This window comes from Streptomyces sp. NPDC052040, from assembly GCF_044548405.1.
Lineage (GTDB): Bacteria > Actinomycetota > Actinomycetes > Streptomycetales > Streptomycetaceae > Streptomyces.
The window spans coordinates 91,937-117,920 of record NZ_JBIUBV010000018.1; the positions used below are offsets into that span (position 1 = coordinate 91,937).

Annotated in this window: 21 protein-coding genes; 11 read left to right on the forward strand and 10 right to left on the reverse strand. The window is 70.7% G+C overall.

Features of this window, described 5'->3' with window-relative positions; genetic code table 11:
- The 7 genes from ACIHAA_RS27665 to sbnA all read right to left on the reverse strand — a co-directional run bounded on the left by ACIHAA_RS27665 (nt 1) and on the right by sbnA (nt 6,928).
- Nucleotides 1-1,029 carry an aminomethyl transferase family protein gene (locus tag ACIHAA_RS27665; RefSeq protein ID WP_399821794.1) on the reverse strand — a complete coding sequence of 343 codons (1,029 nt, stop codon included), beginning with the start codon at nt 1,027-1,029 and terminating at the stop codon, nt 1-3.
- A complete protein-coding gene (locus tag ACIHAA_RS27670) occupies nt 1,026-3,299 on the reverse strand; it encodes a GNAT family N-acetyltransferase (RefSeq protein WP_399821797.1) in 2,274 nt (757 codons plus the stop codon). The genes ACIHAA_RS27665 and ACIHAA_RS27670 overlap by 4 nt, the downstream gene beginning before the upstream one ends.
- Nucleotides 3,296-3,769: a 3-hydroxyacyl-ACP dehydratase FabZ gene (fabZ, locus tag ACIHAA_RS27675; protein WP_399821799.1), complete on the reverse strand. Its 474-nt coding sequence runs from the start codon at nt 3,767-3,769 to the stop codon at nt 3,296-3,298. Before fabZ ends, ACIHAA_RS27670 begins: the two co-directional genes overlap by 4 nt.
- Nucleotides 3,766-4,074, reverse strand: coding sequence for a phosphopantetheine-binding protein (locus ACIHAA_RS27680; RefSeq protein WP_399821801.1), 309 nt, complete (start codon nt 4,072-4,074; stop codon nt 3,766-3,768). Before ACIHAA_RS27680 ends, fabZ begins: the two co-directional genes overlap by 4 nt.
- Nucleotides 4,075-4,143: 69 nt before the next feature.
- A complete protein-coding gene (locus ACIHAA_RS27685; protein ID WP_399821804.1) occupies nt 4,144-4,986 on the reverse strand; it encodes an SDR family oxidoreductase in 843 nt (280 codons plus the stop codon).
- The gene (locus ACIHAA_RS27690; RefSeq protein WP_399821806.1) at nt 4,983-5,906 is read right to left on the reverse strand and encodes an ACP S-malonyltransferase; all 924 of its coding nucleotides are present in this window, start codon (nt 5,904-5,906) and stop codon (nt 4,983-4,985) included. The genes ACIHAA_RS27685 and ACIHAA_RS27690 overlap by 4 nt, the downstream gene beginning before the upstream one ends.
- Nucleotides 5,903-6,928 (reverse strand): 2,3-diaminopropionate biosynthesis protein SbnA, encoded by a 1,026-nt coding sequence (sbnA, locus tag ACIHAA_RS27695; protein WP_399821808.1) that lies wholly within the window; start codon nt 6,926-6,928, stop codon nt 5,903-5,905. Before sbnA ends, ACIHAA_RS27690 begins: the two co-directional genes overlap by 4 nt.
- A gap of 526 nt (nt 6,929-7,454) precedes the next feature.
- On the opposite strand from sbnA, the gene ACIHAA_RS27700 reads away from it, so the two are divergent.
- From ACIHAA_RS27700 to ACIHAA_RS27720, 5 genes are all read left to right on the forward strand, one after another.
- On the forward strand, nt 7,455-8,690 hold the full coding sequence (locus ACIHAA_RS27700; protein WP_399821811.1) for a sensor histidine kinase: 1,236 nt from the start codon (nt 7,455-7,457) through the stop codon (nt 8,688-8,690).
- Nucleotides 8,687-9,370: a response regulator gene (locus tag ACIHAA_RS27705; protein ID WP_399821813.1), complete on the forward strand. Its 684-nt coding sequence runs from the start codon at nt 8,687-8,689 to the stop codon at nt 9,368-9,370. The genes ACIHAA_RS27700 and ACIHAA_RS27705 overlap by 4 nt, the downstream gene beginning before the upstream one ends.
- Nucleotides 9,371-9,659: 289 nt before the next feature.
- Entirely contained in the window at nt 9,660-10,355 is a 696-nt protein-coding gene (locus ACIHAA_RS27710) for a hypothetical protein (RefSeq protein WP_399821815.1), read from the forward strand.
- Nucleotides 10,352-11,689, forward strand: a complete 1,338-nt coding sequence (locus ACIHAA_RS27715) for an ATP-binding protein (protein ID WP_399821818.1) — start codon at nt 10,352-10,354, stop codon at nt 11,687-11,689. The genes ACIHAA_RS27710 and ACIHAA_RS27715 overlap by 4 nt, the downstream gene beginning before the upstream one ends.
- A 331-nt stretch (nt 11,690-12,020) precedes the next feature.
- Entirely contained in the window at nt 12,021-12,839 is an 819-nt protein-coding gene (locus ACIHAA_RS27720; RefSeq protein ID WP_399821819.1) for a thioredoxin domain-containing protein, read from the forward strand.
- A gap of 43 nt (nt 12,840-12,882) precedes the next feature.
- Here the strand turns inward: ACIHAA_RS27720 and ACIHAA_RS27725 are convergent, their stop codons facing one another.
- The gene (locus tag ACIHAA_RS27725) at nt 12,883-13,449 is read right to left on the reverse strand and encodes a LuxR C-terminal-related transcriptional regulator (protein WP_399821821.1); all 567 of its coding nucleotides are present in this window, start codon (nt 13,447-13,449) and stop codon (nt 12,883-12,885) included.
- Between the two features lie 1,253 nt (nt 13,450-14,702).
- Here ACIHAA_RS27725 and ACIHAA_RS27730 point away from each other — a divergent pair.
- The 4 genes from ACIHAA_RS27730 to ACIHAA_RS27745 all read left to right on the forward strand — a co-directional run bounded on the left by ACIHAA_RS27730 (nt 14,703) and on the right by ACIHAA_RS27745 (nt 20,903).
- Complete coding sequence (locus tag ACIHAA_RS27730) at nt 14,703-16,550, forward strand: DUF4012 domain-containing protein (protein WP_399821823.1); 1,848 nt, start codon at nt 14,703-14,705, stop codon at nt 16,548-16,550.
- Between the two features lie 195 nt (nt 16,551-16,745).
- Entirely contained in the window at nt 16,746-18,662 is a 1,917-nt protein-coding gene (gene asnB / locus ACIHAA_RS27735) for an asparagine synthase (glutamine-hydrolyzing) (protein WP_399821825.1), read from the forward strand.
- A gap of 85 nt (nt 18,663-18,747) precedes the next feature.
- The gene (locus ACIHAA_RS27740) at nt 18,748-20,061 is read left to right on the forward strand and encodes an O-antigen ligase family protein (protein WP_399821827.1); all 1,314 of its coding nucleotides are present in this window, start codon (nt 18,748-18,750) and stop codon (nt 20,059-20,061) included.
- Nucleotides 20,058-20,903, forward strand: a complete 846-nt coding sequence (locus tag ACIHAA_RS27745) for a class I SAM-dependent methyltransferase (protein WP_399821829.1) — start codon at nt 20,058-20,060, stop codon at nt 20,901-20,903. Before ACIHAA_RS27740 ends, ACIHAA_RS27745 begins: the two co-directional genes overlap by 4 nt.
- 60 nt (nt 20,904-20,963) lie before the next feature.
- On the opposite strand, the gene ACIHAA_RS27750 is transcribed toward ACIHAA_RS27745, so the two are convergent.
- Complete coding sequence (locus ACIHAA_RS27750; RefSeq protein ID WP_399821831.1) at nt 20,964-22,268, reverse strand: lipopolysaccharide biosynthesis protein; 1,305 nt, start codon at nt 22,266-22,268, stop codon at nt 20,964-20,966.
- A gap of 96 nt (nt 22,269-22,364) precedes the next feature.
- On the reverse strand, nt 22,365-23,462 hold the full coding sequence (locus ACIHAA_RS27755) for a glycosyltransferase (protein WP_399821833.1): 1,098 nt from the start codon (nt 23,460-23,462) through the stop codon (nt 22,365-22,367).
- 261 nt (nt 23,463-23,723) lie between these two features.
- Between ACIHAA_RS27755 and ACIHAA_RS27760 the strand changes: the two genes are divergently transcribed.
- Nucleotides 23,724-24,242 carry an acyltransferase gene (locus ACIHAA_RS27760; RefSeq protein WP_399821835.1) on the forward strand — a complete coding sequence of 173 codons (519 nt, stop codon included), beginning with the start codon at nt 23,724-23,726 and terminating at the stop codon, nt 24,240-24,242.
- Between the two features lie 136 nt (nt 24,243-24,378).
- A complete protein-coding gene (locus tag ACIHAA_RS27765) occupies nt 24,379-25,797 on the forward strand; it encodes a polysaccharide biosynthesis tyrosine autokinase (RefSeq protein ID WP_399821837.1) in 1,419 nt (472 codons plus the stop codon).
- The last annotated feature ends 187 nt before the right edge of the window (nt 25,798-25,984 follow it).

Here is a 25,984-nt window from a genome sequence, read left to right on the forward strand (position 1 = left end):
TCAGTCCCCCAGCCGGACGGACCAGGAGGTGGGCACGACGATCGGGGAGGCCGTGGTGCGCACCGCACCGCCGGTCTCGGTCGTCAGGTCGAGTCCGGGGACGGCGAAGGGCACGTCGAGCAGCGCGTACGCCAGCGCGGGGCCGCCGACCTCCGGCGCCGCCCAGCGGATCTCACCGACCCGGCACTCCCCGGCGAACAGTGCGGTACCGGGTTCGGGGGCGGGGCCGCCTGCGGCGACCACGAGGGTCAGGCCGTGCTCGGGGTCGGTGGTGGACGCCAGGGCACGGGCTCCGCGGAAGTCGTCCGCGCGGCTCCAGCTCGCCAGCCACTCAAGTCCTGCTTCGCGCACCGAGAGTCCGGCCGTCAGGTCGGGGAGCACCGGATGGCGGACCTCCGCGCGGGCGCGGGAGAGCGCGGTGTCCTCCACCCGGCCGCCCGCGAACCGGGCCGCCTGCTCGTCCACCCACGCCGGTGCGTCGGCCGGACGCGGCGCGATCAGCACGTATCCGTATTCGCCGGTGGTGCCGGTGCGGGCCACGAGGCAGTCGGTGTCCGCGAGGCGGGCGTGGGTGACGCCGTGCAGGACCAGGCCCGATATCTCCTCGTCCACGAGGTGTTCGGCGACGCGCCAGGAGGCGGGGCCCTCGAAGGCGATGGCGACGTGGTCACCGGAGGCGTCGGTCACCGTGACGGCGTCGGTGACACCGCATGTCCCGGCCGTCTCCTCGACCGTCTCCGCGAGGTCGGCGCGGGACTGGGACAGCAGCCAGCTGGCGTCGTCGAGTTCGATGTGTGTGACGACGTCGTGGATCGAGCCGTCCTCGTTCAGAACAAGGCTGTCGCGTACGGTGTCGGGCTCGACGAACTCGCTGTCGCGGGCGAGGAGTCGGGCCAGGATGCGGGCGCGCTCCATGCCGGTGAGGCGGACCAGGCTGGTGTACGGGGTGCACCAGCCGACCGAGGTGCGCAGCGCCGCGTACTGTTCGGCGACGGAGGTGGCGGTGGCGGCGGACGGGGTGCCGGTCATGTCGGGTTCTCCCAGGGGTGGTTGGCGCCGCTCACAAAAGCGACGGCGGCCGTGGCATCGGGCAGATGGCCGAGCACCCACTCCGCGCCGGTGCGGGTGTCGGCGCGGTCGCGGGTGAGCAGGGCCAGCAGGGGTCCTTGTCGGGTGGCGCGGAAGAGGATGTGCGGGGCGTCGCCGGTCAGGGCGGCGCAGGTCAGCCAGGTTCCGTCGGTGAGGCAGAGGGCGAGCCGGTCGGTCCAGGTCTGCCAGGGCGGTTCCTGTCCGACGCTCCATACGGCACCGGAGGGTCCGGGGATGAGCAGGCGGGTCGCGCGGTGAGCCGCCGGAGTCAGCCAGATCGCCGTCTCGCCGTCCTGTTCGGCGGGGTCGCCGTCCACCCGCAGTCGGACGTGCGGTGTCGCGCTGTGGACACGAGGGTGGACCGTCCACGCGATGCCGGGGGAAGCGAGGCCCCCCTCCATGTGGTGCCAGGTCCGGTCCGTCGTGGAGGTGCCCCATCCGACACCGTACTCACGGTCCTCGCGGGGGCGTTCGCGGGTGACCCAGATACCGGCTCCGCGTCGGGGGTTGCAGGCGAAGGCGGCGTGCCGGGGGAACGGACTGGTGATCACGGGTCGCCGGTCGGAGCGCCACGACACGACGCCACCGGCGGCTGCCGAGAGGATCAGGGTGTCGCCGCCGCTCGTCACACGACGGCACTCCTTGCCCGCGACCATGTGCGGCTCCCACCCGGGCGCCTGCCCGGCGGCGTCGGCATCGGCCGGTTCCCGGCAATCCTGACCAGGGTGCGGGCTCGTACGTCCCGCAGGCGCAGCTGCGGGACGCGATGGGACCGCGACGGCATGGGCCGACGGGTCCTCGACGGGCAGGCTGCCGGGCACCGCCTTCCGCGGGCTGTCGGCCTGTGTCCATCGCAGGTCGAGGGTGTGGTCGACGGGCCCGTCGAGGTGGACGACGGCGTCGCTGACCAGGGTGGTGCACGTCGACGGGTCCGGGGCGAGGCGGATGCTTCGGCCTCCACCCGGTTCCCACCAGGCCAGCACGCCGTCGGGTGGCATGCGGTGTCCGGCGGCGGCCATCTCCGTCGCGTCCGGGGGGTACAGACCCCGTCCGGCAGGCCGGTGACCGACCCCGCCCTCGCCGCCGGTGATCAGCCAGGCACCCCTCAACCCGCAGACCAGGACCGTGCGTACGGTGGGCGCGGGCGGCTCGTCGCCGTGCCAGCGTGTGCGCACGTCCAACCGGTCGGCGGCGAGGCGCAGGTCGCGGGTCAGTGTGCCGGTGGCGAAGTCCCGTGCCACGCGCCACCCGTCCTCGAGGGGCGTGCAGCGCAGGGGCACCGGCGCGTTCCTGCGCCATCCGGCGGAGTACGGCGGCCCGAACTCCGGCCAGGTCAGCGTGAGGACCGGACCTGTCCAACCGTCGTGGAACAGCTGTGCCACACCGGTGCGTTCGCAGAGCTCGAGGCGCAGCGTTCCCGCTTCGTGGCGCAGGCCGGCCGCCGGTGCCAGGGGCTCTGGGGGCGGCGGCAGCCGGTCGGGGTCCGGGCCCGCTCCGAGCGCGCAGAACAGGACCTCCCCCGAAGCAGGATCGAGCAGGGCGCGGAAGGCCAGGTCGGCGACGACGACCTCGGTGCGCAGCACCCGTCGGCCCGCGACCGTCTCGGTCTCGTCCGTGAGGCCTTGGCGGGCGGTGTTTCCGACGAGGTACCGCAGGACGGCTCCGGTGCGAGCCGTGGCGGGCACGCGGTCGCCGTAGGTCTCGGCGATGCGGGTGCGCAGGCGCAGCAGATGGTTGACGAGTTCGACATTGCCGTCCTCGCCGGGCGCCGGGGGGCCGCTGAGGGTGCATCCGAGCTGGCGGTAGAGCGGGAAGGCCTGCTTGTTGGCCGGGTTGGCGGTCAGGCGCAGCACTTCGACGCCGCGGGGAATCAGCATCCGCAGGGCGGTCACGAACAGTTCACCGGTGAGGGTGCCGCCGCGGACACGCGGGCTGAGGAACAGCATGTCGCCGAACACCTCGTCGGCGGCGACGGACCAGCGTCCGTTGCCGCGGAACATGCCCAGGGTGCCTTCGATCGTTCCGTCGTGCTCGACGACGAGGAACACCTCGGTTCCCCGCTCGGCGAGTTCGCGCCGCACGATGTCGCCGGTCAGAGGGACGGCCACCGGGTTGGGCACATCGGTGTACCGGTTGAAGAGGGCGGCGACGGCTTCCGCGTCCGCGTCGGTGTAGGGGCGGATGACGGGCCGCACCGCAGCCAGGGTCATGACATGCCCTTTTGGGAGACCGCCAAGGTGCCTTCCGCCGCGATGTCTCCGTCCACGGACGCCCGGACCGAGACCTGGGTGAGCGATCCGAAGCGGCGGCCGAGGGTCGCCTCCAGGATCAGGCGGTCCCCGGGGACGACAAGACGGGTGAACTTCATATGGCGGATCGCCCCGAGGTAGCCGACGCGGCTCGCGTCGGCGTCTCCGCCGTCGGCCTGTGCTCCGGCGACGTAGACGACCGCGGTCAGTTGCGCCATCGACTCGACGAGGAGAACGCCCGGGACGATCGACTGGTGGGGATAGTGTCCGGCGAAGTACGGCTCGTTGACCGAGACGCATTTGACGCCCTTGCCGCTGTGCCCGGGGCGTACGTCATAGGCCCGGTCGACGAGCAGCATCGGCCACCGGTGCGGCAGCATGTCGCGGATCTCGTCGGAGGTGAAGGTGAGCGGGGCGGTCTCGATCGTCATGCGGCGTCCACCGGCGGGATCGCGCCGCGCTCGGCCACGACGAGGTCGGCGATCTTGTTGATCGAGCCGAAGACCGCGCGGTCGTCGTCGCTGATGGCCACACCGAACTCCTCGTCGATCATGACGACGATCTCCAGGGTGTCCAGCGAGTCGAGTTCGAGGCCGCGGCCGAACAACGGCTGGTCGTCTCCGACGAGTTCGGGCCGGATCTCCAGGCCGAGCCCGTTGACGAGGAGTTCCTTGATGCGGTGATTGAGCGCGGTGCGGGCCACCGCGCTGTCGTACTGCTCCTGGTAGGCGGACACAGATGTGCCTTTCTGGGGTTGCGGCCGGGGCGCGGGACCTTCACGCGCGGTCCGAGGGCCGGTGGGTGGTCAGACGGTCATGCCGCCGTCGAGGACGATCACTTGTCCGGTGAGGTAACCGGCCCCGTCGGACGCCGCATACGTCACCGCGGCGGCGACCTCGTGTGCCGTGCCGGGGCGGCCGAGGGGGATGACGTCGGCCATGCGGGCGCGGACGTCGGCGGGCAGACCGCGCCACATGTCGGTGTCGGTGAATCCCGGGGCGACGATGTTGACGCGGATGTTCCACGCGGCGACCTCGTGTGCCAGGCTCTTGCCGAAGGCGATCATTCCCCCCTTGCTGGCGCTGTAGTTGCACTGTCCCGGTCGGCCGCGAATGCCGCTGGTCGACGACATCAGGACGATCGATCCGCCGGTGCGGCGCATGAGTTTCACGGCTTCGCGGCTCACGAGGAACGTGCCTGTGAGGTTGGTGCGGATGACCCGTTCCCACTTGTCCAGACTCATCGCGGCCACGTAACCGTCGTCGGTGATCCCCCCGTTGACGACGGCCACGTCCAGGTGGCCCCACTCCTGGCGGACGGTGCGGAACATGGCGCGCGTCTCCGGCTCCGATCCGACGTCTGCCTGGACCACCAGCGCGCGCCGCGCCTTGGCCCGTATCTCCTCGGCGACCGACTCCGCCGCGTCCCTGCGGGTGTGGCAGTGCACGACGACGTCATGACCGGCGTCGGCGAGCGCGAGCGCGCAGGCCCGGCCGATGCCGCGGGACCCGCCGGTCACCAAGGCGGTGCGTCGGCGGGGTACGTCCTTGTCCTGTGCCGGTGCGGCACCGCTGGGAGGCGTGCCCGTGCCCGCGGGCCGGTGTGGTGGGCCGGGGGGCGGATGCGGTGAGATGTGCCGGTCGGTCATCGAGGGTCCTTCTCCAGGGCGCGCAGCACCGCGCCGACTTCGTGAGGCGTGCTGACAAGCCGTACGAGGGGGCGGCCGGGGAAGTGCCGGGCCAGGCTCGCCAGGGGGTGGGCGGGGCCGAGGCCCACGCGAGGGGTCCGCGGCGCGTCGGCCAGGTGGGACATCAGCTCCCGCCACCGGACCGGCGCGCAGAGGGCGTCGGCCAGGTCCGCGCGTACGACCGCCGGATCGGTACCGAAGACGCCCCGGGTCGCGAGTCCCATCGGGTGCGGGGAGTCGGCGATACGGACCTCGGCGACCGCTTCGCGCCATGGCCCGTCCACGGCGTGCATCAGCCGGGAGTGGAAGGCGTGCGAGACGTCGAGGAGCCGGGCCCGGGGGCCGACCTCGTCGGCGAAGCGTCGGACGGCGTCGAGGTCGCCGGCGACGACGCACTGGCGCGGGCTGTTGTCCGCCGCGAGGTCGAGTCCCGCGTCCTTGGCCCTGGCCAGCATCGTGTCGCGCTGCTCGGCTGCGGCGACCACGAGGGCGCACATGCCGCCGGTGCCCGGTGCCGAGGCCATCAGGGTTCCTCGCAGGCGGACGAGACGGACCGCGTCGGCGAAGGGCATCCGGCCCGTGGCCACCAGGGCGGCGACCCCGCCGACGCTGTGCCCGGCCGCGCGGGCGACGGTCACACCGCGCAGGGCCAGGACCCGCCAGGCGGCGACGGCCGCCGTGAGCAGCGCGGGCTGGGCGTTCTCGGTGGCGGCCAGCACCTCCGGGGCGGACTGCCAGCACAACGCCCGCATGTCGAGGCCGAGTTCGCAGGACGCCTCGTCGAAGACGGCGGAGGCCTCGGGAAAGGCTTCGGCGAGTGCTCGGGACATGCCGGGTGCCTGGGCGCTCTGGCCGGGGAACAGGGCATCGACGGCAGTCATGGGCGCCCCGCCTCCGCGGCCAGGACGTCGTCGAGGAGTCCGTCGGCGCCGAACTTCTCGCGCACCCAGGTGTCGTCGTGGACCGTCTCCAGGTAGCGGGAGCCGTCGTCCGCGAAGATCAGCACGCAGACGGCGCCATCCGGCAGCCGCGCCTCGTACGCGGACAGCGCCGCGGCGACCGCGCCGGAGGACCCTCCTGCGAGGATCGCCTCCCGACGCATCAGGGACCGGCCCGCGCGTACGCAGTCCAGGTCCGACACATGGACGACGGCATCGGCGGCGTCCGGGTCGAAGAGCGCGGGGCGGACGGCCGCACCGTGCCCCGGTATCAGCCGGTCACAGGTCACGGAGCTGCCGAAGATCACGCTGCCGACCGCGTCGACCGCCACGACCTGCGTGTCCAGGCCGCGCCGCCGGATCACGTCGGCACAGCCGCGCAGTGTTCCGCAGGATCCTGTGGCAACGAAGAGATGGTCGACGCGTCCCCCGGGAATCTCGCTCAGTATCTCGTCGAAGGTGGTCTCGTGAGCGGCGGCGTTGAGCGGGTTCGCATACTGATCAGGCCAGTACGCGCCCGGGATGCTGCCCAGCAGTTCACGGACCCGGCGCAGTCGGCGGGGCAGGTACTGGCCGGTGGCGGGGTCGGGTTCGGTGACGATGTCGACGCCCGCCCCGTAGGCCCGCAGCATCGCGAGCGTGTGCCGGGGCGTGTGTGCGTCCACGACGGCCACGAAGTCCAAGCCGTGGTAGCGGCACATCTGGGCAAGCCCGATGGCGAGGTTCCCAGAGCTCGACTCGATCACCGTGGAAAGCCCCGGCACCAGGCGGCCCTCGCGTACGGCGTCGGCCAGCAGCGCGTAGGCGACCCGGTCCTTGACGCTTCCGCCCGGATTGAAGGCCTCGAGTTTCGCGTAGACCTCGATGCCCCGCCCGGGAGACGAGCGGGCGAGTTCGACCAGCGGTGTCCCGCCGATCGCGCCGAGGATTCCGGCGCGCTCGCCAATTCCCGGACCGCGTCGCATTCCGTTGCCTGAACACACCATTCCCCACCTCCATTCCGTTTAGCGCTCAATCACGCATGCATCCAAGAGACGCCGGAGACATCGAATTCCGCAGCTCCCACGGCCACTCTGCCTGGTGGGCGGCCTGCGGGACATCGGGCGACAGGCGTTTTCCCCCTGCCCGTTCGACGCCCTCATTGCCGCACCCCCTGACCCCAAGATGTACGGCGGATTACCCGATAGGGCAGAGAAACCGGTCCCCCGCTCCTTTTCACAAGAAGAGGAGGCACGATGAGTGGGCGCCGGGATCGGGAAGGCGTGGGAAAGCAGCGTCCGACGCCTCCCCTTTCACTGGTATGACCACCTGTGCGGGAGTTGCGTCCGGGCGCCGGAGTTCCAAGGACGGCCGACCGCCGGGGGCGGGGCGGACAGGAAGTGAGGGATGGCTGCCGTGAGGCGACGCGTTCGTTCGGGCCCGGCCACGCCCGCGTCGAGACGCCTGACCCGGTCCGATGTCGGACTCGCGGGGGCTGTCGCCCTACTCGGCATGGCGGACGCCTACACGACCCGGAGCCTGGCGGACTACGGACTCTTCGCCGGGCGCTACGGAGTCGAGGCGACATCGGCCCTCGGCCTGGGCGCCCTCATGCTGTACCGACGCCGTTTTCCCATGGCGGTCACCTGGGTGGCCGTCCTGGCCGACATGACCGTGTTCGCTCCCTTCGCCCTTGCGCTGGCCCTGTTCACCATGGCGGCCAAGCGCCGCTCCCGGCGATGGATGTGGAGCACCGTCGCGGCGGCGACACTGGTGCACACCTACGTGATCAGCACCTCGGGAGCCGACGGGCTCACCAGGCTCGCGTCCCAGTGGCTGGGTTTCGTGGCCGGCCCCGTCACAGCGGGGATACTCATCCGGACCCGGCGCGAGATGGCCGCGCGCAGCGCCGAGCAGGCGCGCCAGCGGGCCCGCGTCCAGGAACGGGCCCGTATCGCACGGGAGATGCACGACGTGGTCACCCATCAGGTCACCCACATGGTGATGCGCGCGGGAGCACTGGAACTCACCGCCGATCGCGGAGCGGACTGGGTGGCCGAGGAGGCCGCGGCCATCGCGGAGACGGGGCGCCGCGCCGTGGACGAGCTCCACTACGTGCTGGGCGTGTTGACCCCGCACGCCACCGCGAGCGCCGCTGTCGCCGAGCAACCGCCCGCGGCCTGTGCTCGGGCACCGGACGCCGTCTGCCCCCCGCCAGACCCCTTGCCGATCGCACCGGACGTTCCCAGTGACCCGGCAGCGGGGACGCGCCACCGAGAACCGAGCTCCCGGACGGCCACCGCGCTGGTCGAGCCTCCCCGGCTCTCCGCCCGAACGTCTCTGGACGCCCTGGAGGAACTGGTGCACTCCTACGAACCTGTCGGTACGTTCGCGAGGATCGATGTCGTCGGACGGCCCCGCCAACCGGTCCCCGAGCGGGCGCAACGCGCCGTCTACCGGCTCGTGCAGGAGGCGCTCACCAACGCGGCCAAGCACGCCCCCGGCGCGGTGGTGGACATCCGGCTCGTGCATCAGGTCGACGCGCTGACCGTGCAGGTGACCAATGGGCCGCCCACGCTCACCCCGCCCCACCATCACATCGTGGGTTCCGGTCGTGGTCTGAGCGGGATGCGCGACCGCATGGAGTCGCTCGGCGGCTCATTCTCGGCCGGACCGACACCGCTGCGCACCTTCGAGATCCACACCCGCATCCCGCTGCCCGCCCACCCCAAGGAGCCCACCGGATGACCACGCCCGCCATCAGCGTCCTGGTGGCCGACGACGACGCGATGGTCCGCACCCATCTGCGCACCATCGTGGGGACCGCGCCGGACATCGAGATCGTCGGCGAGGCGTCGGACGGCGAGACCGCCGTGACCCGGATTCGCGAGTGCCTTCCCGACGTGGTCCTCCTGGACATCTTCATGCCCGGCAAGGACGGCCTCGCGGTGGCCCGCGACCTGGCGAAGCTTCCCACTCCCCCCGAGGTCGTCATCCTGACCACCTTCGCCCTGGACGCCCACGTCGAGGAGGCGGTACGCGCCGGGGCGAGTGGTTTTCTGCGCAAGGACACCCCGCCCCGCGACCTGTTGCAGGCGATCCGTGTCGTCGCCGCGGGGGAGGCCGTGCTCTCCCCGTCCGTCACCCGCCGCATCCTCGACTTCGTCCAGGACGGGGAGAACGCGATCACCCTGGTGGAACGCGAGCGACTGCTGACCCTGACCCGTCGTGAACGCGAGGTCCTGGCCCTCGTCGGACAGGGCCTGACCAACACCGAGATAGCCGGACAGCTGCATATGAGCCCGTCGACGGTCAAACTCCATGTGAGCCGGCTCCTCGGCAAGCTCGACGTGACCAATCGCGTCCAGGCCGCCTTGCTGGCCTACCGGGCCAGGGCGACCGGCGCGGAACCCGTGGAAGAGGCCTGAAACGGAGGCGGCGACCGCGGCCGGGCTGTTCGAGGAACCCCGTGGAAGGACGCTCCCGTACAGCGGGAGAGTGCAATCGGAGCGTCCATCGATGGTTACACCGCGCGTCCACGCCATCCATCAGGTGGGACATCAAGGACTTCTCCGGAGATTCTCCTTTAGAGTTCCCCTACAGACCACCTACTGGGTCCCGTGCTCCAGGCGGGAGCGCGATCAAGATCAGTCGTCGAGGTTGCGAGCTGTCGTCCCAGTCGTCCGCGCGAGGGGCGCAGCGCCAGAAAGTAGTTCTGTGAGTTCGATACGTCCGGCCCTCTGGGCGGCCCTGGCCATGGCCTGTGGCCTGCTGCTGGCCGGCTGTGGTGATTCGGGCGGACTGGTGAGTGCCGGTGCCACCCAGACCGCGGCGGGGCCGGTGGAACTGTGGCCCCGGGCGCTGCCCACCATCTCGGTGCCGCCGATCGATTACGGTGAGCGAGACACCCAGCGCGTTGCGGGTGTCAGGACGCCGGACGCGCGTGCTGTCTCACCGGCCGCAGTCGTTCGAGCCGATGTGTCCGCACAGCCCGCGGGGAGCGCCCGCACGGACGGCCTGACCCCGGCGACCGTCAGACAGCTCAGCGGCTGCACCCCCAGGCCGAGCACCTGCCCCCTGTTGAAGCCGTTCTACAGCGACCTCACGGGAGACGGCAAGGACGAGCTCATCGTAGGCATCTCCCTGCCGGACAAGCAGACCTCGATCCGGGTCTACATGCCGGAGAACGGCGGTCTGACGCGCATCCTTCAGGACGCGGAACCGATCGTCGGTGTCTCTCTGACGCAGCACGCTCTGATCATGCGTTCGGTCTCGGCGGGAATTCCCGGCTACGAGTACCGGACCGTCTGGACCTGGGACGCGCACCAGCAGGCCATGCTCGCCACCCAGAGCGACATCGTCCGCACCAAGCCGGGCGCGAGCAGCCCCGAACCGCCGCTGGAAAACCGATGACCCGTCGTTCCCTGCGCCGCGCACGACGGCATCGGCTGCGGCTGCCCGCCTGGTCGGGGACGCTGGCCTGGAAGGCGGCGGTCTTCATCACCGTGATGTGCTGCTCCCTCGCCGCGCTGCTCGGAGTCCTGGTGCATGTGTCGGTGACCCGGCAGACGGTGGAACAGGCACGTGAAGAGGCGCTGTCCCGGCTGGGGCAGGTGACCGAGGCGTACGAGGCGGGTGCTCCGACAGGACAACTCGGCGCCATGGACCCCCCGGGGCTGCCCCCGGAACTGCGGGCGCTCGCTCTCAAGGGACGGCGCGGCACGATGGTCGCGGAGGTGCACGGGCGGCCGACGATGTGGGCGGCGGGGCCGGCGGACGGCCGTGCCCTCGCCGTGAACATCGACTACTCGCTGAGCGCCCGCACGATCAACGGGCTGGACCAGGCGATCGTCTACTCCTCGGCGCTGGCGATCGGCGCGACGCTCCTGGTGGGCGCGTTCGCCGTCCGCCGTGTCACCCGGCGACTGCGGCACACCGCGCTGGTCGCCCGGCGGATCAGCGCGGGCGACCTGGACGCCCGCGTCCACGACCCCCGTACGAACAGCCGCACGCGCCCCGAGGACGAGGTGGCGTCGGTCTCCGGGGCACTGGACAACATGGCCTCCACGCTTCAGGCGAAGCTCCTGAGCGAGCAGCGGTTCACCGCCGATGTGGCGCACGAGCTGCGCACCCCGCTGACGGGGCTGTCCGCGGCAGCCGAGCTGCTGCCACCGGGCCGTCCCTCCGAACTGGTGCAGGACCGGGTCCGCACGCTGCGGGCGCTCACCGAGGACCTGCTGGAGATATCGCGCCTCGACGCGGGAGACGAGCGGGTCGACCTGGCCATCCACGAACTCGGACCGCTCACCGAAGGAGTGGTGCGGATGATGCGGGCGTCCGGCGTGGAGACCGAGCTGCGCACGGTCCGGGAGACCACCGTGGAGACGGACAAGCGCCGGCTGGAACGAGTCCTCGGCAATCTGATCGCCAACGCGGACCGGCACGGCGCCGCACCGGTGGTGGTGTCCGTGGACGGTCCCGTGGTGTCCGTCCGGGACCACGGCCCGGGGTATCCGGCGTACCTGCTGGAGCACGGCCCTCAGCGGTTCCGTACGGAGTCGGGCAGCAAGGGCCACGGTCTCGGGCTGACGATCGCCGTGGGCCAGGCCGCGGTGATTGGCGCCGAGCTCACGTTCGCCAACGCTCCGGACGGCGGGGCGGTCGCCCGTCTGACCCTGCCCGAGTACGTGCACCTCGCGGACCACCCGGGCGAAGAGCCCGAAGAGATCTGCTCCTTCCAGTACTGAAACGCCGAGCTCGCTGTTCCCCGTCGTACAGACACCGCAGTTGAGGCCGTCCCCGAACTGCCGACCTTCGGCCATCCACACCACGGTGAAGTAATAGCGGCTCAATTTCCGCCGCTGCACGGCTCCTTCTTGCATTTGCCTGTACGCGCAAGCATGCCCTAGGGTCTTTGGTGTTCCAGCGACGGCATTCACGTATCCAGCCGGGTCGCGGAACACATTCATCGCGATGTCGCGAACCATGAGGCGCTGACCGTGCTTCAGGTGTGCGAGCAGACCACTCCCCCACCAACATCCGCGTACCTCGTATACGCGTACCCCGGAGACTCACAGCATGAGCAAGCGCAACAACCACGCATCGAAGTCGGCAGCCCGGGAGAAATTGCGGCAGGAGCGCGAGCGGATGGCGAGGCGTGACCAGGTCAAGCGGCGGCTGGGAGTTGCCGGAGCCATCGTCACCGTGCTGGCGATGGCGGGCGGGATAGGTTATGCCGCCAAACAAAGCCAGCAGTCCGGTCATTGGGCGAAGATACAGAACGCAAAGGTCGTCGCCCCCGCTCACACCACAGGCGAGAACGGAACCACTGTCGTCGTGGGCAAGGACACCGCCAAGAAGACGTTGAAGGTCTACGAGGATCCCCGCTGCCCTCTCTGCGCCCACTTCGAGCAGGTGGTCGGGCCGGCCGTGCAGAAGGACATCGATGACGGAAAGTTCAAGTTCCAGTATGTCGGGGCGTCGTTCGTCGACGACTACGGCAATGGCGAGGGTTCCAAGAGCGCGTTGAGCGCCCTCGGCGCGGCGCTCGACGTCAGCCAGGAGGCGTTTCTCGAGTACCGGGCCGCGTTGTACTCCGAGAAGTGGCACCCGGACGAGACGGACGACAAGTTCAAGGACCGCGCTTATCTCATCAGGATCGCGGACACTGTTTCACCGTTGAAGGACAATGGGAAGTTCCGCACCGCCGTCAAGAGCGGGACCTATGACCCCTGGGCCCTCGCCATGTCCAAGGCCTTCCATTCCAACGAGGACCAGGTGACCGGAACTCCCAGCCTTGTGATGGACGGCAGGAAACTGTCCTCGGGCAGCGCGGGCGGTCCGCCAATGACCGTGAGCGCATACAACAAGGCCATGGACTCGGCTCTCCGGAGCTGACCTTGGAATGCGTGGTGCCGGGTCGCGGGGCGGGACGGCGACGTCAGATGAGTCCTTCGCGGATGGCATAAGCCACGGCATGCGAGCGGTTGCGCAGCTGGTACCTGTTGATCACATCGTGCAGAACGTTCTTGACGGTCCGCTCGGAGTACGACAACTGCTGTGCGATCTCTCGCGTGTCGTGTCCCGCGGCCACGAGCTTCAGAACGCCCTCTTCCCTGTCGGACAGGCCACTCCGTCCCGGTCCCCGCGGACTGGGCACCTGGCCCTGCATCCGGGACACCTGTCTGAGCAGTCGGCCCAGCAGGTCCGGCGGTATCACGCCGGCGCCCCGATGCACGGACGCGATCACCTGAACGAGGCGGTCGGGGGTCGCTTCGCGTCGTCGCACCAGTCCGGTGACCCCCGCTTCCACCGCGGCCATCACACTGGCGTCGTCCAACTCCGGGACGAGGAACACCGTCTGCTTCACCCCCAGGCCCCTGGCCTCCCGCAACAGTCCGAGAGCCACCTCGTCGACCTTGTCGGCAACGATGAGCGCCACGGTGGCAGGGGTCGGCTGCTCGCCCTCCGCGACCCGGACCTCCGTACGGCTTTTCAGGGCCGCCACCACGCCTGCCTCCGTGAGGGGGTCCGAGGCCCGAACGTGCACGACTATGCGATCCCCTGACATAACCTTCCCCGAGCTGTTCACCGTGGGATTCCCTGGATCGCCGCCGAGACAGAGCGCCTCGAAGGCAGGAATGCGAGACGCAGCCGATTCCTCCGGTGCGGCGAACACGTCCGGGCACGCTCCGCCCTGACGTTCAGTACGGCCGATGGCGCACAGGGGTGGACCTGTCTCCGTACCTGCATTTCAGAGTTTCCCTCAGGTGTCGGGACTTTCTTCCAGGCGCCCCAACGACCCAGCCGATACTTGCACACGCGCGCAACGATAGGCAACTCCTACCTTTCTCCTACGTGTACGGATACGACACCCGGCCGAGGAGAAGGGAAGGCAGGACCGACCGTCCGCAGCGAGGCGCCAATCGCCGCGCGGGGCCCGGCGCATGCGCATTCCGCATGGCACGGCACGGCCTGGGCGTATCAGGGCCTGCCAGATTGTCATGAACGCCGCTCGCCGAACCTCGAAACGAGCAACTCGGCGTCGTAGACATAAAGTTCGGTGCAATGGCCCGAGTCGATGGCCGTCACTAGTCGGCGAGCGGTCCACCGCACCCATCGTGCCGACGACAATCCCACCCGGCTCGCACAATCGAAGCGCGGCTCGTCCCGCTGCCACTGCCGCCCGGGCCTTCACATGAGAAGGCCCCGCAAGCCCGTGTGGTCCGCGGTGCTGCGCCTACTGTCGATCATGGTTCTCATGCGATTCTGCTTCTACGCGAGAGCGTGGGTCGTGGCTGCCTACGAGAACTAGGACCGCGATCCACGCCGACGGGTTCCGTTTTCCCCGGAAGAATACGGAATGCCCCGCACCCGGTACGGAAAGTGAACCGGGCTGCCGCTTTTCGCGGAGTTCGTCCTCGCTCCCCGGCGCTCTGCCAGAGACAGCCTCTGCTCGGGCTATGACCTGTGGGAACGGACGTCAGCCAGAAGCTCCGGAGCCGGTCCGTCGCTCGCCTTGGACCGATCAGGTGCAATACCGTGCGGCCGCGTCGTGTCAGGCAGCCGCTCAGGTGCCCCCTATTACGCTGCGAGGTCGTTACCCGATTTCCCGGAACACGCCGATGAACCGTGCTGCCATCCCTCCGAAGGGACTGGCACCCCTGCCTATGGCGGGCCCCCTTGCGGGTCGGCCGAGCAGGCTCCCCACGGCCGCTCACAGACTGTGCCGAACCGCGACTGCCCGAAGTGGGGGCGATCATGGCAGAGACCATCCGGACACCCCCGGACGGTATCGCCGCGCATTCCCCGGATGTCCCGGCGCGGCGGAATCGCCGACGCGCACGGTTGCTGCTCTGGGCGCTCGTGGTCCTGCTTCTCGTGGGCCTGGGATGGATCATGGTCACCGGGTTGCTGGCGCGTGCCGAGCTCGTGGGGACCCGGAACGATCTGAGCAGCCTGCGGGCGGCGATGGCGGCGTCCTCGGGGCCGGTCTCGACCGCGGAGCGCGGTGAACTCGCCGCGCGGGCGGTCCGTTCCGCGGCGGGGCACGCCGGACGTGCCCACTGGCTCACTGCCGGACCGGCCTGGTACATGGCGGCGCATCTTCCATGGGTCGGGGGTCCCTTCGAGAGCGTGCGCGGGGCGGCCGGGGTGCTCGACCGGCTGGCCGGGCGCGTGTTGCCTGCCGCCTTGCGGGCGGTGGACCGGGTGTCCGCGGGCACGGGCAGTGGGCATATCGATCTTGTCGCACTCCGCCGAGCCGCGCCTGAGCTCGAGCGGGCCTCGCACGAGTCGGCCCTGGCCCTGGCGGAGGCGGGCGGCCTGCCGAAGAAGACCTGGCTGCCGGCTGTCGACCAGGCCCGCGGTGAGCTTCTGGCGGGGGTGCGGAGGGTGGCGCCCGTCATGGAGAACGCCGCGGTGGGGGCGCGGTTGTTGCCTGCCATGCTCGGGGAGAGCGGACCGCGTCGCTACTTTCTGGTGTTTCAGAATCCCGCCGAGGCCCGGGGTACGGGCGGTATGCCCGGCTCGTATGCGGTGCTGACCGCGGACAAGGGCACCCTGGCTCTGCCGGAGTTCGGGCGGGACACCGATATGGCGGCCGCCCGGCCGAAGGTCGATCTGGGTGCCGAGTTCGCCGCCATGTACGGGCAGTACGGCTCGGTGGGGACCTGGCCGAATTCGAATATGAGCCCGCACTTCCCCTATGCCGCGCGCATTTGGTCCGCTGCCTGGCAGTCGAAGAGCGGGGAGCACGTGGACGGGGTGGTCTCGCTGGATCCGGGTGCACTGGCCGGGTTGCTGGCCGCGGTCGGTCCGGCGCGGATGACCGACGGCACCCAGGTCACCGCGGCCAACGTGGTGGACCTCACCGAGCGCACCAACTATGTGCTGTATCCGGACCCGGTCAGACGCAAGGCCTTTCTGCTGGATGTGGCGCGTGCGGCCGCCGGACGGCTGCTGGCGGCGGCCGGGAATTCCCAGCGGCGTCCGGCCCTGCTGCGGGGTCTGTACAAGGTGCTGCGCACCGGGCAGATGACCGTGTGGAGTGCTCATGGGGACGAGCAGCGGGAACTGGCCGCGCGCCCGGTCGGCGGCTCCTTGCCGGAGGGGCCGGGAGCCTATGCCGGGCTGGTGGTCAACAATTCCGCCGGGACGAAGCTGGACTACTACCTCGACCGCAGGATGGAGTGGTCGGCCGGGCGCTGCACGGCTGCCGGGCGCGAGGTGACCGTGACGGCGGTCTTCACCAACCGGGCGCCGTCCACCGGGCTTCCCCCCTATGTCACCGACCGGCTGGACAAGCCGACCGACGCGCCCCGCCCGGGTGACAACCGGCTGCTCGTGTCGTACTTCGCGACCGCCGGAGCGGGGCTGCTGGACGCGCATATCGACGGGAAGACAGCCCTGTCGTCGCCTGGGACGGAGCGCGGGCATCCGGTGTACACGTTCGACGTCGAGGTGCCCCGGGGCAGGAGCCGCGCCCTGACGCTTCATCTACTGGAACCGCCGACCGTGGGCGCACCGGTCGTCCTGCGCCAGCAGCTGACCCGCCCGCTGGAGGTCGTGGTGCGTCCCGGGCCCCGGTGCGGGGGCGGCGGAGCGTAGTCACCGGGTACGTCGGCGTACGGCAGGGCGGGGGAGCCCGTCTCGGCGTCCCGGGTCGTCACCCGATGGCACTACCGTGGTGCGGGTTGCCTGGTATGTACCGAATGCAACGGTATGGTGCCGTCGGGGATGCGGTCGGCAGTTCGTTCATTTCTCGCATTCAGTTCATTTCTCGCATCACATGAGGGAGGGCCGATGTGCGGCGTAGCGGGCATGGTGTCGACGGCGTCACCCGATCCGGCGGCCGTGAGGACGATGTGCGACGTCCTCGCCCATCGCGGCCCGGACGGTGAGGGTTTCCACACCGACGACCATGTCGCCCTCGGTATGCGGCGACTGGCCGTGATCGATGTCAGCGGCGGCGACCAGCCCGTCTTCAACGAGGACCGCAGTGTGATCGCGGTCTTCAACGGGGAGATCTACAACTTCCCCGAGTTGCGCCGGGACTTGCAGAGCCGTGGTCACACCTTCCGTACGAACGGCGACTCCGAGTGCCTGGTGCACCTCTACGAGGAACACGGTGAGGACTGCGTACGCCACCTGCGCGGCATGTTCGCGTTCGCCGTGTGGGATACGCGCACGGGGCGGCTGCTGCTCGCCCGGGACCGCGTCGGCAAGAAGCCGCTGTACTACCGCGAGACCGCCGGTTCGCTCGCCTTCGCGTCGGAACTCAAGGCGCTGTGCGCGGTCGTTCCCGGCGGCGGCGAAGTCGATCCGGTGGCCCTCCACCACTACCTCACCTATCAGTACGTCCCGGCGCCCTGGTCGATCCTCCGCGATGTCCGCAAGCTGCCGCCCGGTTGTCTGCTCTCGTGGCAGGGCGGACAGGTGCAGGTGAAGCGCTACTGGTCGCTGGACTTCGCACCGGTTCCCGTACCGGACGAGGAGGAGGCGGCCGAGCGGGCCCGGGAGCTGCTGCTCGAAGCCACCCGCATCCGTATGGTGTCGGAGCGGCCTCTGGGGGCCTTTCTGTCCGGGGGCATCGACTCCTCGGCCGTCGTCGCCGCCATGGCGCGGATCTCCGCCCAGCCCGTGAAGACCTTCTCCATCGGATTCGAGGACGCCCGCTTCGACGAGCGGGCGCACGCCCGCGCGGTGGCGCGGCAGTACGGCACCGATCACCACGAGTTCGTCGTGGAGGCCTCGGCGCTGGACATCCTGCCCACACTGGCCTGGTACTTCGACGAGCCGTTCGCGGATTCGTCCGCGATCCCCTCCTTCTACGTGGCCCAGTTGAGCCGACAGCAGGTGACCGTGGCCCTCAACGGCGACGGCGGTGACGAGTCGTTCGGCGGGTACACCCGCTACGCCCTGATGGCCAGGATGGAGCGCTTCCGGGCCCCTCGGGCGCTGCACCCGGCTCTCAGGCGCCTGGGCCGGTCCCTTGCCGCCGCCCCGGCCTGCTTGAACCGGCGCAGGGCTGGCCGCGCGTTCACCATGCTGGGCGAGACATCGCCGCGGCGCTATGCGCGGATGATGTCCTACTTCTTGCCGGAGCAGAAGCGGGAGCTGTACGCGGAGCGGCTGTTTGAGGCGACAGCCGGGGTCGACAGCTACGAGCTGGTGGACCAGGCGTTCCGGGCGTCCAGGGCGGTCAGCCGGGTGAACCAGCTGATGGATGTCGATGTGAACACCTATCTGCCCGGAGACCTCCTGGTCAAGGTCGACATCAGCACCATGGCCAACTCCCTGGAGGCCAGGTCGCCGTTCCTGGACCACCGGCTGATGGAGTGGGCGGCCGGGCTCCCCGCGGAGCTGAAGGTGCGGGGCGGCACCACCAAGTACCTGCTCAAGAAGGCATTGCGGGACTGGCTCCCCCATGAGGTGCTGCACCGGCCGAAACAGGGCTTCGGGGTGCCGATGGCGCACTGGCTGCGTACCGATCTCAGGGACGTGGCCTGGGACGTCCTCACCGACCGGACGGCGGCGGAGCGGGGGCTGTTCCGGCCGGAAGCGGTGCGAGCCATGCTCCGGGAGCACGAGGCCGGGGAGGACCACGCCCGTCGGATCTGGGCGCTGATGCAGTTCGAGCTCTGGCACCGCAGGTTCGTCGACCAGCCGCTGTCCGTGCCGCCCGCGGCCGCCGGTCAGCCGCTGCGGCAGACCGGCTGACTGGGACGTCAGGTCCCGATCCCGGTGCCCGGCTCCCCCGCGGTGGCTCGGCACTTCTGTTCATCGACGGTTCCACGGAGGACGAGTGAGGCCGAGCCTGAGATCGCTCCCGGCCACCGCGATCGGCCGACTGGGGCTGCTGGCCGCCGGGCCGGTCGCCGCCCATCTGGCCCTGTTCCACGGTGTCGCGGCCGCCGCCGGGGCGGTGGCGGTCTGCTTCGGGCTCGTGGTGTGGCCGCGGCCGGACGTGGCCCTGCTGATGCTGCTCGTCCTGGTCCCGGCGGCCGCCGTCGTCGCCCCCGGCGGTACGGCGCTGCCGGCGATGGTGCTCGGCGCCGTCGTCCTGCTGCTGCTGCGAGTCGGTTTCAGCGGTGCGCGGCCGCGCGCGGGCCTCCTGCTGATTCCGCTCTTCGCCGCGGTGGTCACGGTGAGCTGGCTGCTGCCGCAGGAGTCGTTCCGGGTCGACCAGGCGTGGAAGACATGCGGTCTGCTGCTGGTGGGTCTCGGTCTGCTCGGTGCCTCCGCGCTCGCGCCCCCCGATCCCCGGCGCGTCGCGCAGCTCGTCGCCGCGTCGGGGGCGGCTCTCGCGGCCTGCCTGATGCTCCAGGGGGAGTACGCCTCCGACCGGCTGACCGGACTGGGGCTGAACCCCAACTATGTGGGGGCCGCGCTGGCGCTCCCGCTCGTCGCCGCCGTGGGACTGGCGCGGTTCGACCGTTCCTGGGCGTGGCTGCTGCCCGCCGCGGTCTGTGGCTGCGCCGTCCTGGAGACCCGGTCCCGTGGCACCTTTGTGATGGTGGCGGCGGGTCTGGCCTGCGTCCTGCTCGCCCGTCGCCCCCTGCGGCACAAGGTGCTGATCGGGCTGGCGCTGCTCGCGGTCACCGTGGCGCTCCCGGGAACCCTGGACTCCGTGGAGGGCAACCTCACCGGCAGCAGATCGTCGACCGAGCTCTCCGCGAACACCGAAGTGCGCAAGCGGGCCGCCCTGTTGGCCGTGCGCGTGGCACTCGACCATCCGCTGCGCGGTATCGGATACGCGATGTTCCCCGAGTACGCGAGGTCCTCGTCCGGGCTGGGCATCTACATCAACACCCACAACGACTTTCTGCGCCTGGCGGCCGAGTGCGGGCTGGTGGCTCTCCTGCTGCTGGTGGCGCTGCTGTGGCTCGGGCTGGGCCGCCGCCCCGCGGCCGGTCATCTCGTCCTCCAGGCGCTGGGAGTGGCCTACGCGGCGGGGCTGCTGTTCGCCAACGCCCTGACGGACCTGGTGATCTCCACACCGTTCTGGATCTCCCTCGGCTGTCTGCTCGCGCGTCCCGCGGACCGCGGGGCGGCTCCCCCACCCCCGCACAACAGACTCCTCACCCCTCCCCTCCACAGCGTAAGGAAAGCCGAATGACCGACTGCGCAACCGAGATCAGCCAGGGCCGACGCTTCGCCTTCGGTGAGAACTGGCTCCGGTTCGGCACCCTGATCAACGAAGAACGCCTCGCCCTCGCCAGGGGATCGCTGGAGTCGGCCCTCGGCACCACCGACCTGACGGGCCGCACCTTCCTGGACGTCGGCTGCGGCAGCGGACTGTTCTCGCTGGCGGCCCTGCGCATGGGCGCGCGGGTGCGTTCCTTCGACTACGACCCGGACTCGGTGAGGGCGGCCGAGGAGGTGCGCCGGGAGTTCGCCCCGGACGGCGACTGGAGCATCTGCCGCGGTTCGGTCCTCGACGCGTCGTTCGTGAAGGGGCTCGGGCAGGCCGACATCGTCTACTCCTGGGGCGTACTGCACCACACCGGCGCCCTGTGGGCCGCGATGGAGGCCGCCTGCGGCCTGGTGGCCCCCGGCGGAACGCTGTATGTGTCGATCTACAACGACCAGGGGGTGGAGAGCCGCCTGTGGACCTCGGTGAAGCGGCGCTACAACGCGTCGGGGACCCTCGGGCGCCGAGTGCTGCTGACCGGCAGTCGCCTCTATCTCTCCAAGCACTACCCGGTGCGTGCGGTGCTGGAGGCGGCCAAGCAGATCCGGGGTACCTCCAGCGGCCCGGTGCGCCGGGCCCGGGGCATGTCCCGCAAGCACGACCTCGTCGACTGGGTCGGAGGCTACCCCTTCGAGGTCGCCAAGCCGGAGGAGGTCTTCGCCTTCTGCCGGGAGCGCCGCTTCGAACTGCGCCATCTGAAGACCTGCCGGGGCGGTATCGGCTGCAACGAGTTCGTCTTCGTCCACACTCCGGACACCGCTGAGTGACACGGCCCGGTCGGGCCCCGGGCCGGATGCCCTGCCCGACCGGTCACGTCACCCGACCTTTCACGTCGCCCGGCCGAGGTGCAGCCCTCGGCACCGGCGCCTGACCTCGGTGGTGAACCGCGTCGCCTCGGTGCTCGTCGGCAGTAGGCATCTCCACCCCAGGCCGCTCATCCGGCTGAAGTACACCACCTGGAAGGCGATCAGCGAGGTGTACGCCACGGTGGAGGCGATGGCGCAGCCGACCGCGCCCCAGGCCGGAATGAGCAGGGCGTTCAGTGCGACGTTCACCACCAGGGCGGTCAGTGAGGGCAGTACGACGACACGTGATGTCCGCATGCGCAGCAGGAAGCTGGACAGCGGCCGCCCGGCCGACAGCAGGACGACTCCGGGGACCAGCCAGGCGACAAGGGTGGACGCCCCCGCGTACGCATGGCCGTAGAGCGGGGTGAGTACGGCCGACACCGCGACCACGGTCGCGAGCGCGGAGGCGACGCCCAGCAGCACCATGTACCGGACGATCCGCGCCGTGACCTCCGCCGAGTCACCGGCGTCGGCGTCGAACTGGAGGGAGAGGGTGACCTGTGCGAACACATCGACCGCGAGCCGGCTCAGCTCCGCCAGTGTCACCGCGAGCGTGTAGATGCCGACCTCGCGCGATCCCGCCAGGGCATTGAGCAGGAAGACGTCCGAGCGGAGCAGCAGATACGCGGCGGCCGAACCGGCGTGGAACCGCAGCCCCTTGGCACAGGTCACCCGTGCCAGCCGCAGGTCGGGCCGCCCCACGGTGACTCCGTTGGCCACGGTCAGCACGGCGAGGGAGACGGCGTAGGAGGCGGCCCAGACGGCCACCACCGTCCATACGGTGAGCAGACCGGTCACCCCGAGGGCGATCAGGCACAGGCACTGGACGACCGCGCTGGTCAGCATCGCCCAGCCCGCGACATGGGTGCGGTCGCGCAGCAGGGTGATGTTGGTCGCGTAGAGCACTCCCATGCCCAGGGGAACGCCCGCGCAGGCCGTGACCAGGAGCCGGATGTCCGGCATGTTGGCCTGTCCCCGGAAGAGCAGGCCCAGGGCGATCGCCACCACGGCGGCGGCGGCGCCGACGCCCAGCCCGAGCGGCACGCTGTTGGAGTCGAGACGGGGCCGGTGCCCCTTGTCGGACCACAGCGCCGTCTGTGCCTGTTCCACGGAGAGGTGGCCCAGGGACAGGGCGGCCGTGGCGACGGTGACGGCCATGTAGTAGGTCCCGCGCCCCTCGGGGGGCAGCGCCCTGGCCACGACGATGCTGGCGAGGACGCCCATGACGAGGGTGCCTGCGCGGGCCACCAGCATCCAGACGAATTGCGGTCTTCGGTCAGCCACGGTGGCGGGGACCTTCCGGGGTCGATGGCGGCGTGTGCTGCGGGGGCCGGTCGGAGCGTGCGCGGTGTCGGCGCGCGTGCCGCGCCGGTCCGGGCGCTATGCCGCGGTCCGGGCCGCCAGCAGTTCCCGGTAGAGCGCGATGTACCGGTCGACCATGACGTCGGCCGTGAGGTTGGCCAGGGCCCATTCCCGTGCCGCCCGTCCCAGGGCGGCGGCCGTGTCCGGGTCCCCGAGCAGCCGTCCCAGTCCTTCGGCGAGGGCGGCCGGGTCCGCGGGAGGCACCAGGATCCCCCGGCCTTCGAGCAGTTCCGGGGTGCCCCCGACGGCCGTGGCCACCACCGGACGGCCTGCCGCCATGGCCTCGGCGACGGCATTGCTGGACCCCTCGGACAGGGAGGGCAGAACCACCGCGTCCGCCCTGGCCAGATGGCGGGTCACATCGGTACGGGCGCCGAGGAAGCGGACGTCGAGGCCGAGGCGCTCCGCCGTCCGCTGCAATGCGAGGCGTTCGGGTCCGTCGCCGATCAGGACGAGGGTGCAGGGGTGTCCGCCGTCCCGCAGGGCCGCGCAGGCCTGCAGAAGGTACCGGTGGCCCTTGTGCACCGCGAGATTGGCGACGCACAGCACCACGGGCAGCGAGGTGGCGACCTCGGCGGGTTCCGCGATCTCGAATTCCTCCGGGCGCATTCCATTGGGGATGACGGAGATCTTGGCCGCCGGCACTCCCTCCTCGCGCTGTACCTCGTCCGCGATCGCCGAGGCGTTGGCGACCAGGAAGTCGGTCCATCGGGTGGCGACGCGTTCCACCGCGAGGGCCGGCCGGTTGCCCGCCTTGAAGAAGCCGAGACTGCGCCGGCCCGCCAGAAGCACCGGGACACGGGCCAGTCGTGCGGCGGGGGCGGCCATCACATAGGCATGGAACAGGAACGCCTGGAGCACCTGGGGTCGTTCCCTGCGGAGGAAGAGCACGAAGCGGAGGAAGGCCCGGACACTGGCGAGGCGCGAGAACCGGCCCGGGGAGCGGCGGCGGAACCCGAGTTCCACCAGGGTGACGCCGGAGTGGCGGAGTTCCTCCTCCCGCGCCCCCGTCTCGAACATGACGAGCAGATGTGTTCTGATGCCACGGGCGCTCAGTCCTCGGGCGAGCAGGACGAGTTGCTTCTCCGCGCCGCCGAGGCCGAGCTGTCCGATCAACAGGCAGACCCGGGAGGGGAGCTGACCGGGACTCGGGCCCTGGGTGTCCGGAGCGAGGGGCGCTGGTGATTTGTCTGTCAATGACATGCCGCACAACCCATTTTTTTTGCAGCGAATCTCGGACGTAGTGGCATAGCATATGCTGCAAATTGAGCGCGGCCGCGGTTTTGGCGGCTGCACGTCCGAGTGTCAGGACAGGTCGATTTCCCTCGGTCGGATTCCCGCGGACTTCCTCGCTCGGCACTGACGGAAGGAATCGTCATGGATAATCGAATTTTCCGCCTGGCTGTCCGTTGTTTCTATAAGGTGATCGCGAAGCGGCTGCACTGGCGGGTACCCGGCTCCCGGGACCTACGGGGCTGGTGCGCGCACCGGATCTGCGCGGATGTGAGGCTTCCGGTCACGATCAACCCGCAGGTCGACCTCCCGCCGTCGCTGCGGATGGAGCCGTATGCCGGGATCGGCCAGGGCACGCAGTTCCTCGGCCTGGGACGGGTCACCCTCGGCGCGCATCTGGCCATGGGACCGCGCTGCCTCTTCATCACCGGGGACCATCCCATTCCCCGGGCCGGCGGGCACTTCCGCGACCATGCGCCGGTCCATGCGGACATCGTCGTGGAAGAGGATGTATTTCTCGGCGCCCGGGTGACCATTCTGCCCGGTGTGACCATCGGGCGGGGCGCGGCCGTCGGTGCCGGAAGTGTGGTGACGAAAGACGTGCCCCCCGAGGTGGTCGTGGCGGGAAATCCGGCACGGGTGATCCGCGCCCGCGAGAAGTGAGGACCACCATGAGAAGGAAGCAACTCGGTACGGCCCTGCGCCGCTGAATGGCTCGCGCACTCTTCGATCGGGGACGGCTTTGGCTTTTCGTGACCACCTGAGATTTCCTTCCCGCCGGTGGCCCGTAGTCGCCCTGGTGACGGCGCTGGGGACCGGGGCGGGCATCCTGGACAGCGCTCTGGCCACTCCCGAATACCGGGCCACGGCCACCGTGTTCATCTCCGTCCACGACGGGGGCGACGCCAACCAGCTCTTCCAGGGGAACGCGTTCGTCCGGGAGCGGGCCCGGTCCTATCTCGCGGTGGCGAGCGGTCCGGTGGTGACCGGGGCCGTCGTGGACGCCCTTCGGCTGCATATGAGACCGGCTCAGCTGGCGGACCACATCACGGCCGTGGCACCTGCGGGCACGGTGCTGGTCAGGCTGACCGTCTCCGACAGCAGTGCCGCCCGGGCGGCACTGATCGGAAACGCCGTGGCCGACCGGTTCGTTCATGTCGTCACGGGCATGGAGCGGGCCGAGGGGCCGGGGCCCTCCCCGGTACGGCTCGCCGTCGTGCAGCCCGCCGCCGTACCCGCCGCCCCCGTCTCCCCCGGCCTTGCAGCCGATGCCGCGCTCGCGCTGGCGGTGAGCCTCCTTGTCGGGACGGCGCTGGGGGTGGCGCTGGAGAGACTGGACACGGCGGTGCGGGATGCCGCGGCGCTCGCGGAGTGCCTGGCGTCGGAGGGCGGCCCTGCCGTGCTGGCGGTCGTCGCCGAGGACCCGCGGGCGGTGCGGGCTCCGGTTTCCCTGTGCCGTGACCCGAACGGCCCCCGCGCGGAGGACTTCCGCAGGCTGCGGGTCAATCTGCGGTTCGCGGAGGTGGACCGGCGACCGAAGGTGATCGCCGTCACCAGCCCGCTCCCCCGCGAGGGCAGAAGCAGTGTGTCGCTCCACCTGGCCGCCGCGCTCGCCGAGCAGGGCTCGAAGGTCTGCCTGGTCGACTGCGATCTGCGCCGCCCCTCGCTGGCCCGGGCACTCGGCCTGGACGGGGACACGGGCCTCACCACGGCCCTGCTGCACCGGGCCGATCCCCGTGGCCTGCTCCAGTCGGCCGGTTCGTTCTCCGTGCTCACCAGCGGGGCGGTTCCCCCCGACCCGCCCCAACTGCTGGGCGGCGACCGGTTCCGCTCTCTGCTGCGGGCGCTTGCCGAGGAGTTCGACCACGTCCTGGTCGACACCCCTGCCGTGCTCCCGTTCGCCGACACCACGGCCATGGCCCCGGCCGTGGACGGCCATCTGCTCGTGGCGCGTGCCGGGCGGACCGGGCGGAGCCAGGTCGCCGACGCCCTGAGCACCCTCCGGCGCACGGGGGTCCCGGTGCTGGGCGCGGTCCTCAACGCGGATCCTGAGCACGGCCGTTCCAGCGGCTACGGCTATGGCCACCGTCCCGCGGAGAACGGCACCGCTGCGCGGATCGCCGCCCTCGCGCCGTCGTATCCGGCAGCCGCGGCCTCCGGCGACAGGCGCGCCGCCGGGGGCGACGAGGCGCTGGTACGGGCCGAGACCCGCCCGTAGTCGTACGGCCCGAGTCACGTCCGTAGTCGCCCCGACAGCCGTGCGGGGCGGGGCCCCCGGGGGGGGGGGGGCCGCCCCCCCGGGGGGGGGGGGGGGGGGTGGTGGGGGGGGGGGGGGGGGGGGGGGCGGCGCGCCCGCCCCCCCCCCCCGCCGGTGCTGCGGCGGATGTGGCCGATGCGGCGGCCGC

Bases quoted from the DNA above. Each gene is read 5' to 3' on its own strand.
- ACIHAA_RS27720 (WP_399821819.1), top strand. From the start codon at position 12,021: ATGAGCAAGCGCAACAACCACGCATCGAAGTCGGCAGCCCGGGAGAAA.
- ACIHAA_RS27685 (WP_399821804.1), bottom strand. From the start codon at position 4,986: ATGACCGACCGGCACATCTCACCGCATCCGCCCCCCGGCCCACCACAC.
- ACIHAA_RS27665 (WP_399821794.1), bottom strand. From the start codon at position 1,029: ATGACCGGCACCCCGTCCGCCGCCACCGCCACCTCCGTCGCCGAACAG.
- ACIHAA_RS27730 (WP_399821823.1), top strand. From the start codon at position 14,703: ATGGCAGAGACCATCCGGACACCCCCGGACGGTATCGCCGCGCATTCC.
- sbnA (WP_399821808.1), bottom strand. From the start codon at position 6,928: ATGCGACGCGGTCCGGGAATTGGCGAGCGCGCCGGAATCCTCGGCGCG.
- ACIHAA_RS27760 (WP_399821835.1), top strand. From the start codon at position 23,724: ATGGATAATCGAATTTTCCGCCTGGCTGTCCGTTGTTTCTATAAGGTG.
- ACIHAA_RS27705 (WP_399821813.1), top strand. From the start codon at position 8,687: ATGACCACGCCCGCCATCAGCGTCCTGGTGGCCGACGACGACGCGATG.
- ACIHAA_RS27670 (WP_399821797.1), bottom strand. From the start codon at position 3,299: ATGACCCTGGCTGCGGTGCGGCCCGTCATCCGCCCCTACACCGACGCG.
- fabZ (WP_399821799.1), bottom strand. From the start codon at position 3,769: ATGACGATCGAGACCGCCCCGCTCACCTTCACCTCCGACGAGATCCGC.
- asnB (WP_399821825.1), top strand. From the start codon at position 16,746: ATGTGCGGCGTAGCGGGCATGGTGTCGACGGCGTCACCCGATCCGGCG.
- ACIHAA_RS27745 (WP_399821829.1), top strand. From the start codon at position 20,058: ATGACCGACTGCGCAACCGAGATCAGCCAGGGCCGACGCTTCGCCTTC.
- ACIHAA_RS27715 (WP_399821818.1), top strand. From the start codon at position 10,352: ATGACCCGTCGTTCCCTGCGCCGCGCACGACGGCATCGGCTGCGGCTG.
- ACIHAA_RS27700 (WP_399821811.1), top strand. From the start codon at position 7,455: ATGGCGGACGCCTACACGACCCGGAGCCTGGCGGACTACGGACTCTTC.
- ACIHAA_RS27690 (WP_399821806.1), bottom strand. From the start codon at position 5,906: ATGACTGCCGTCGATGCCCTGTTCCCCGGCCAGAGCGCCCAGGCACCC.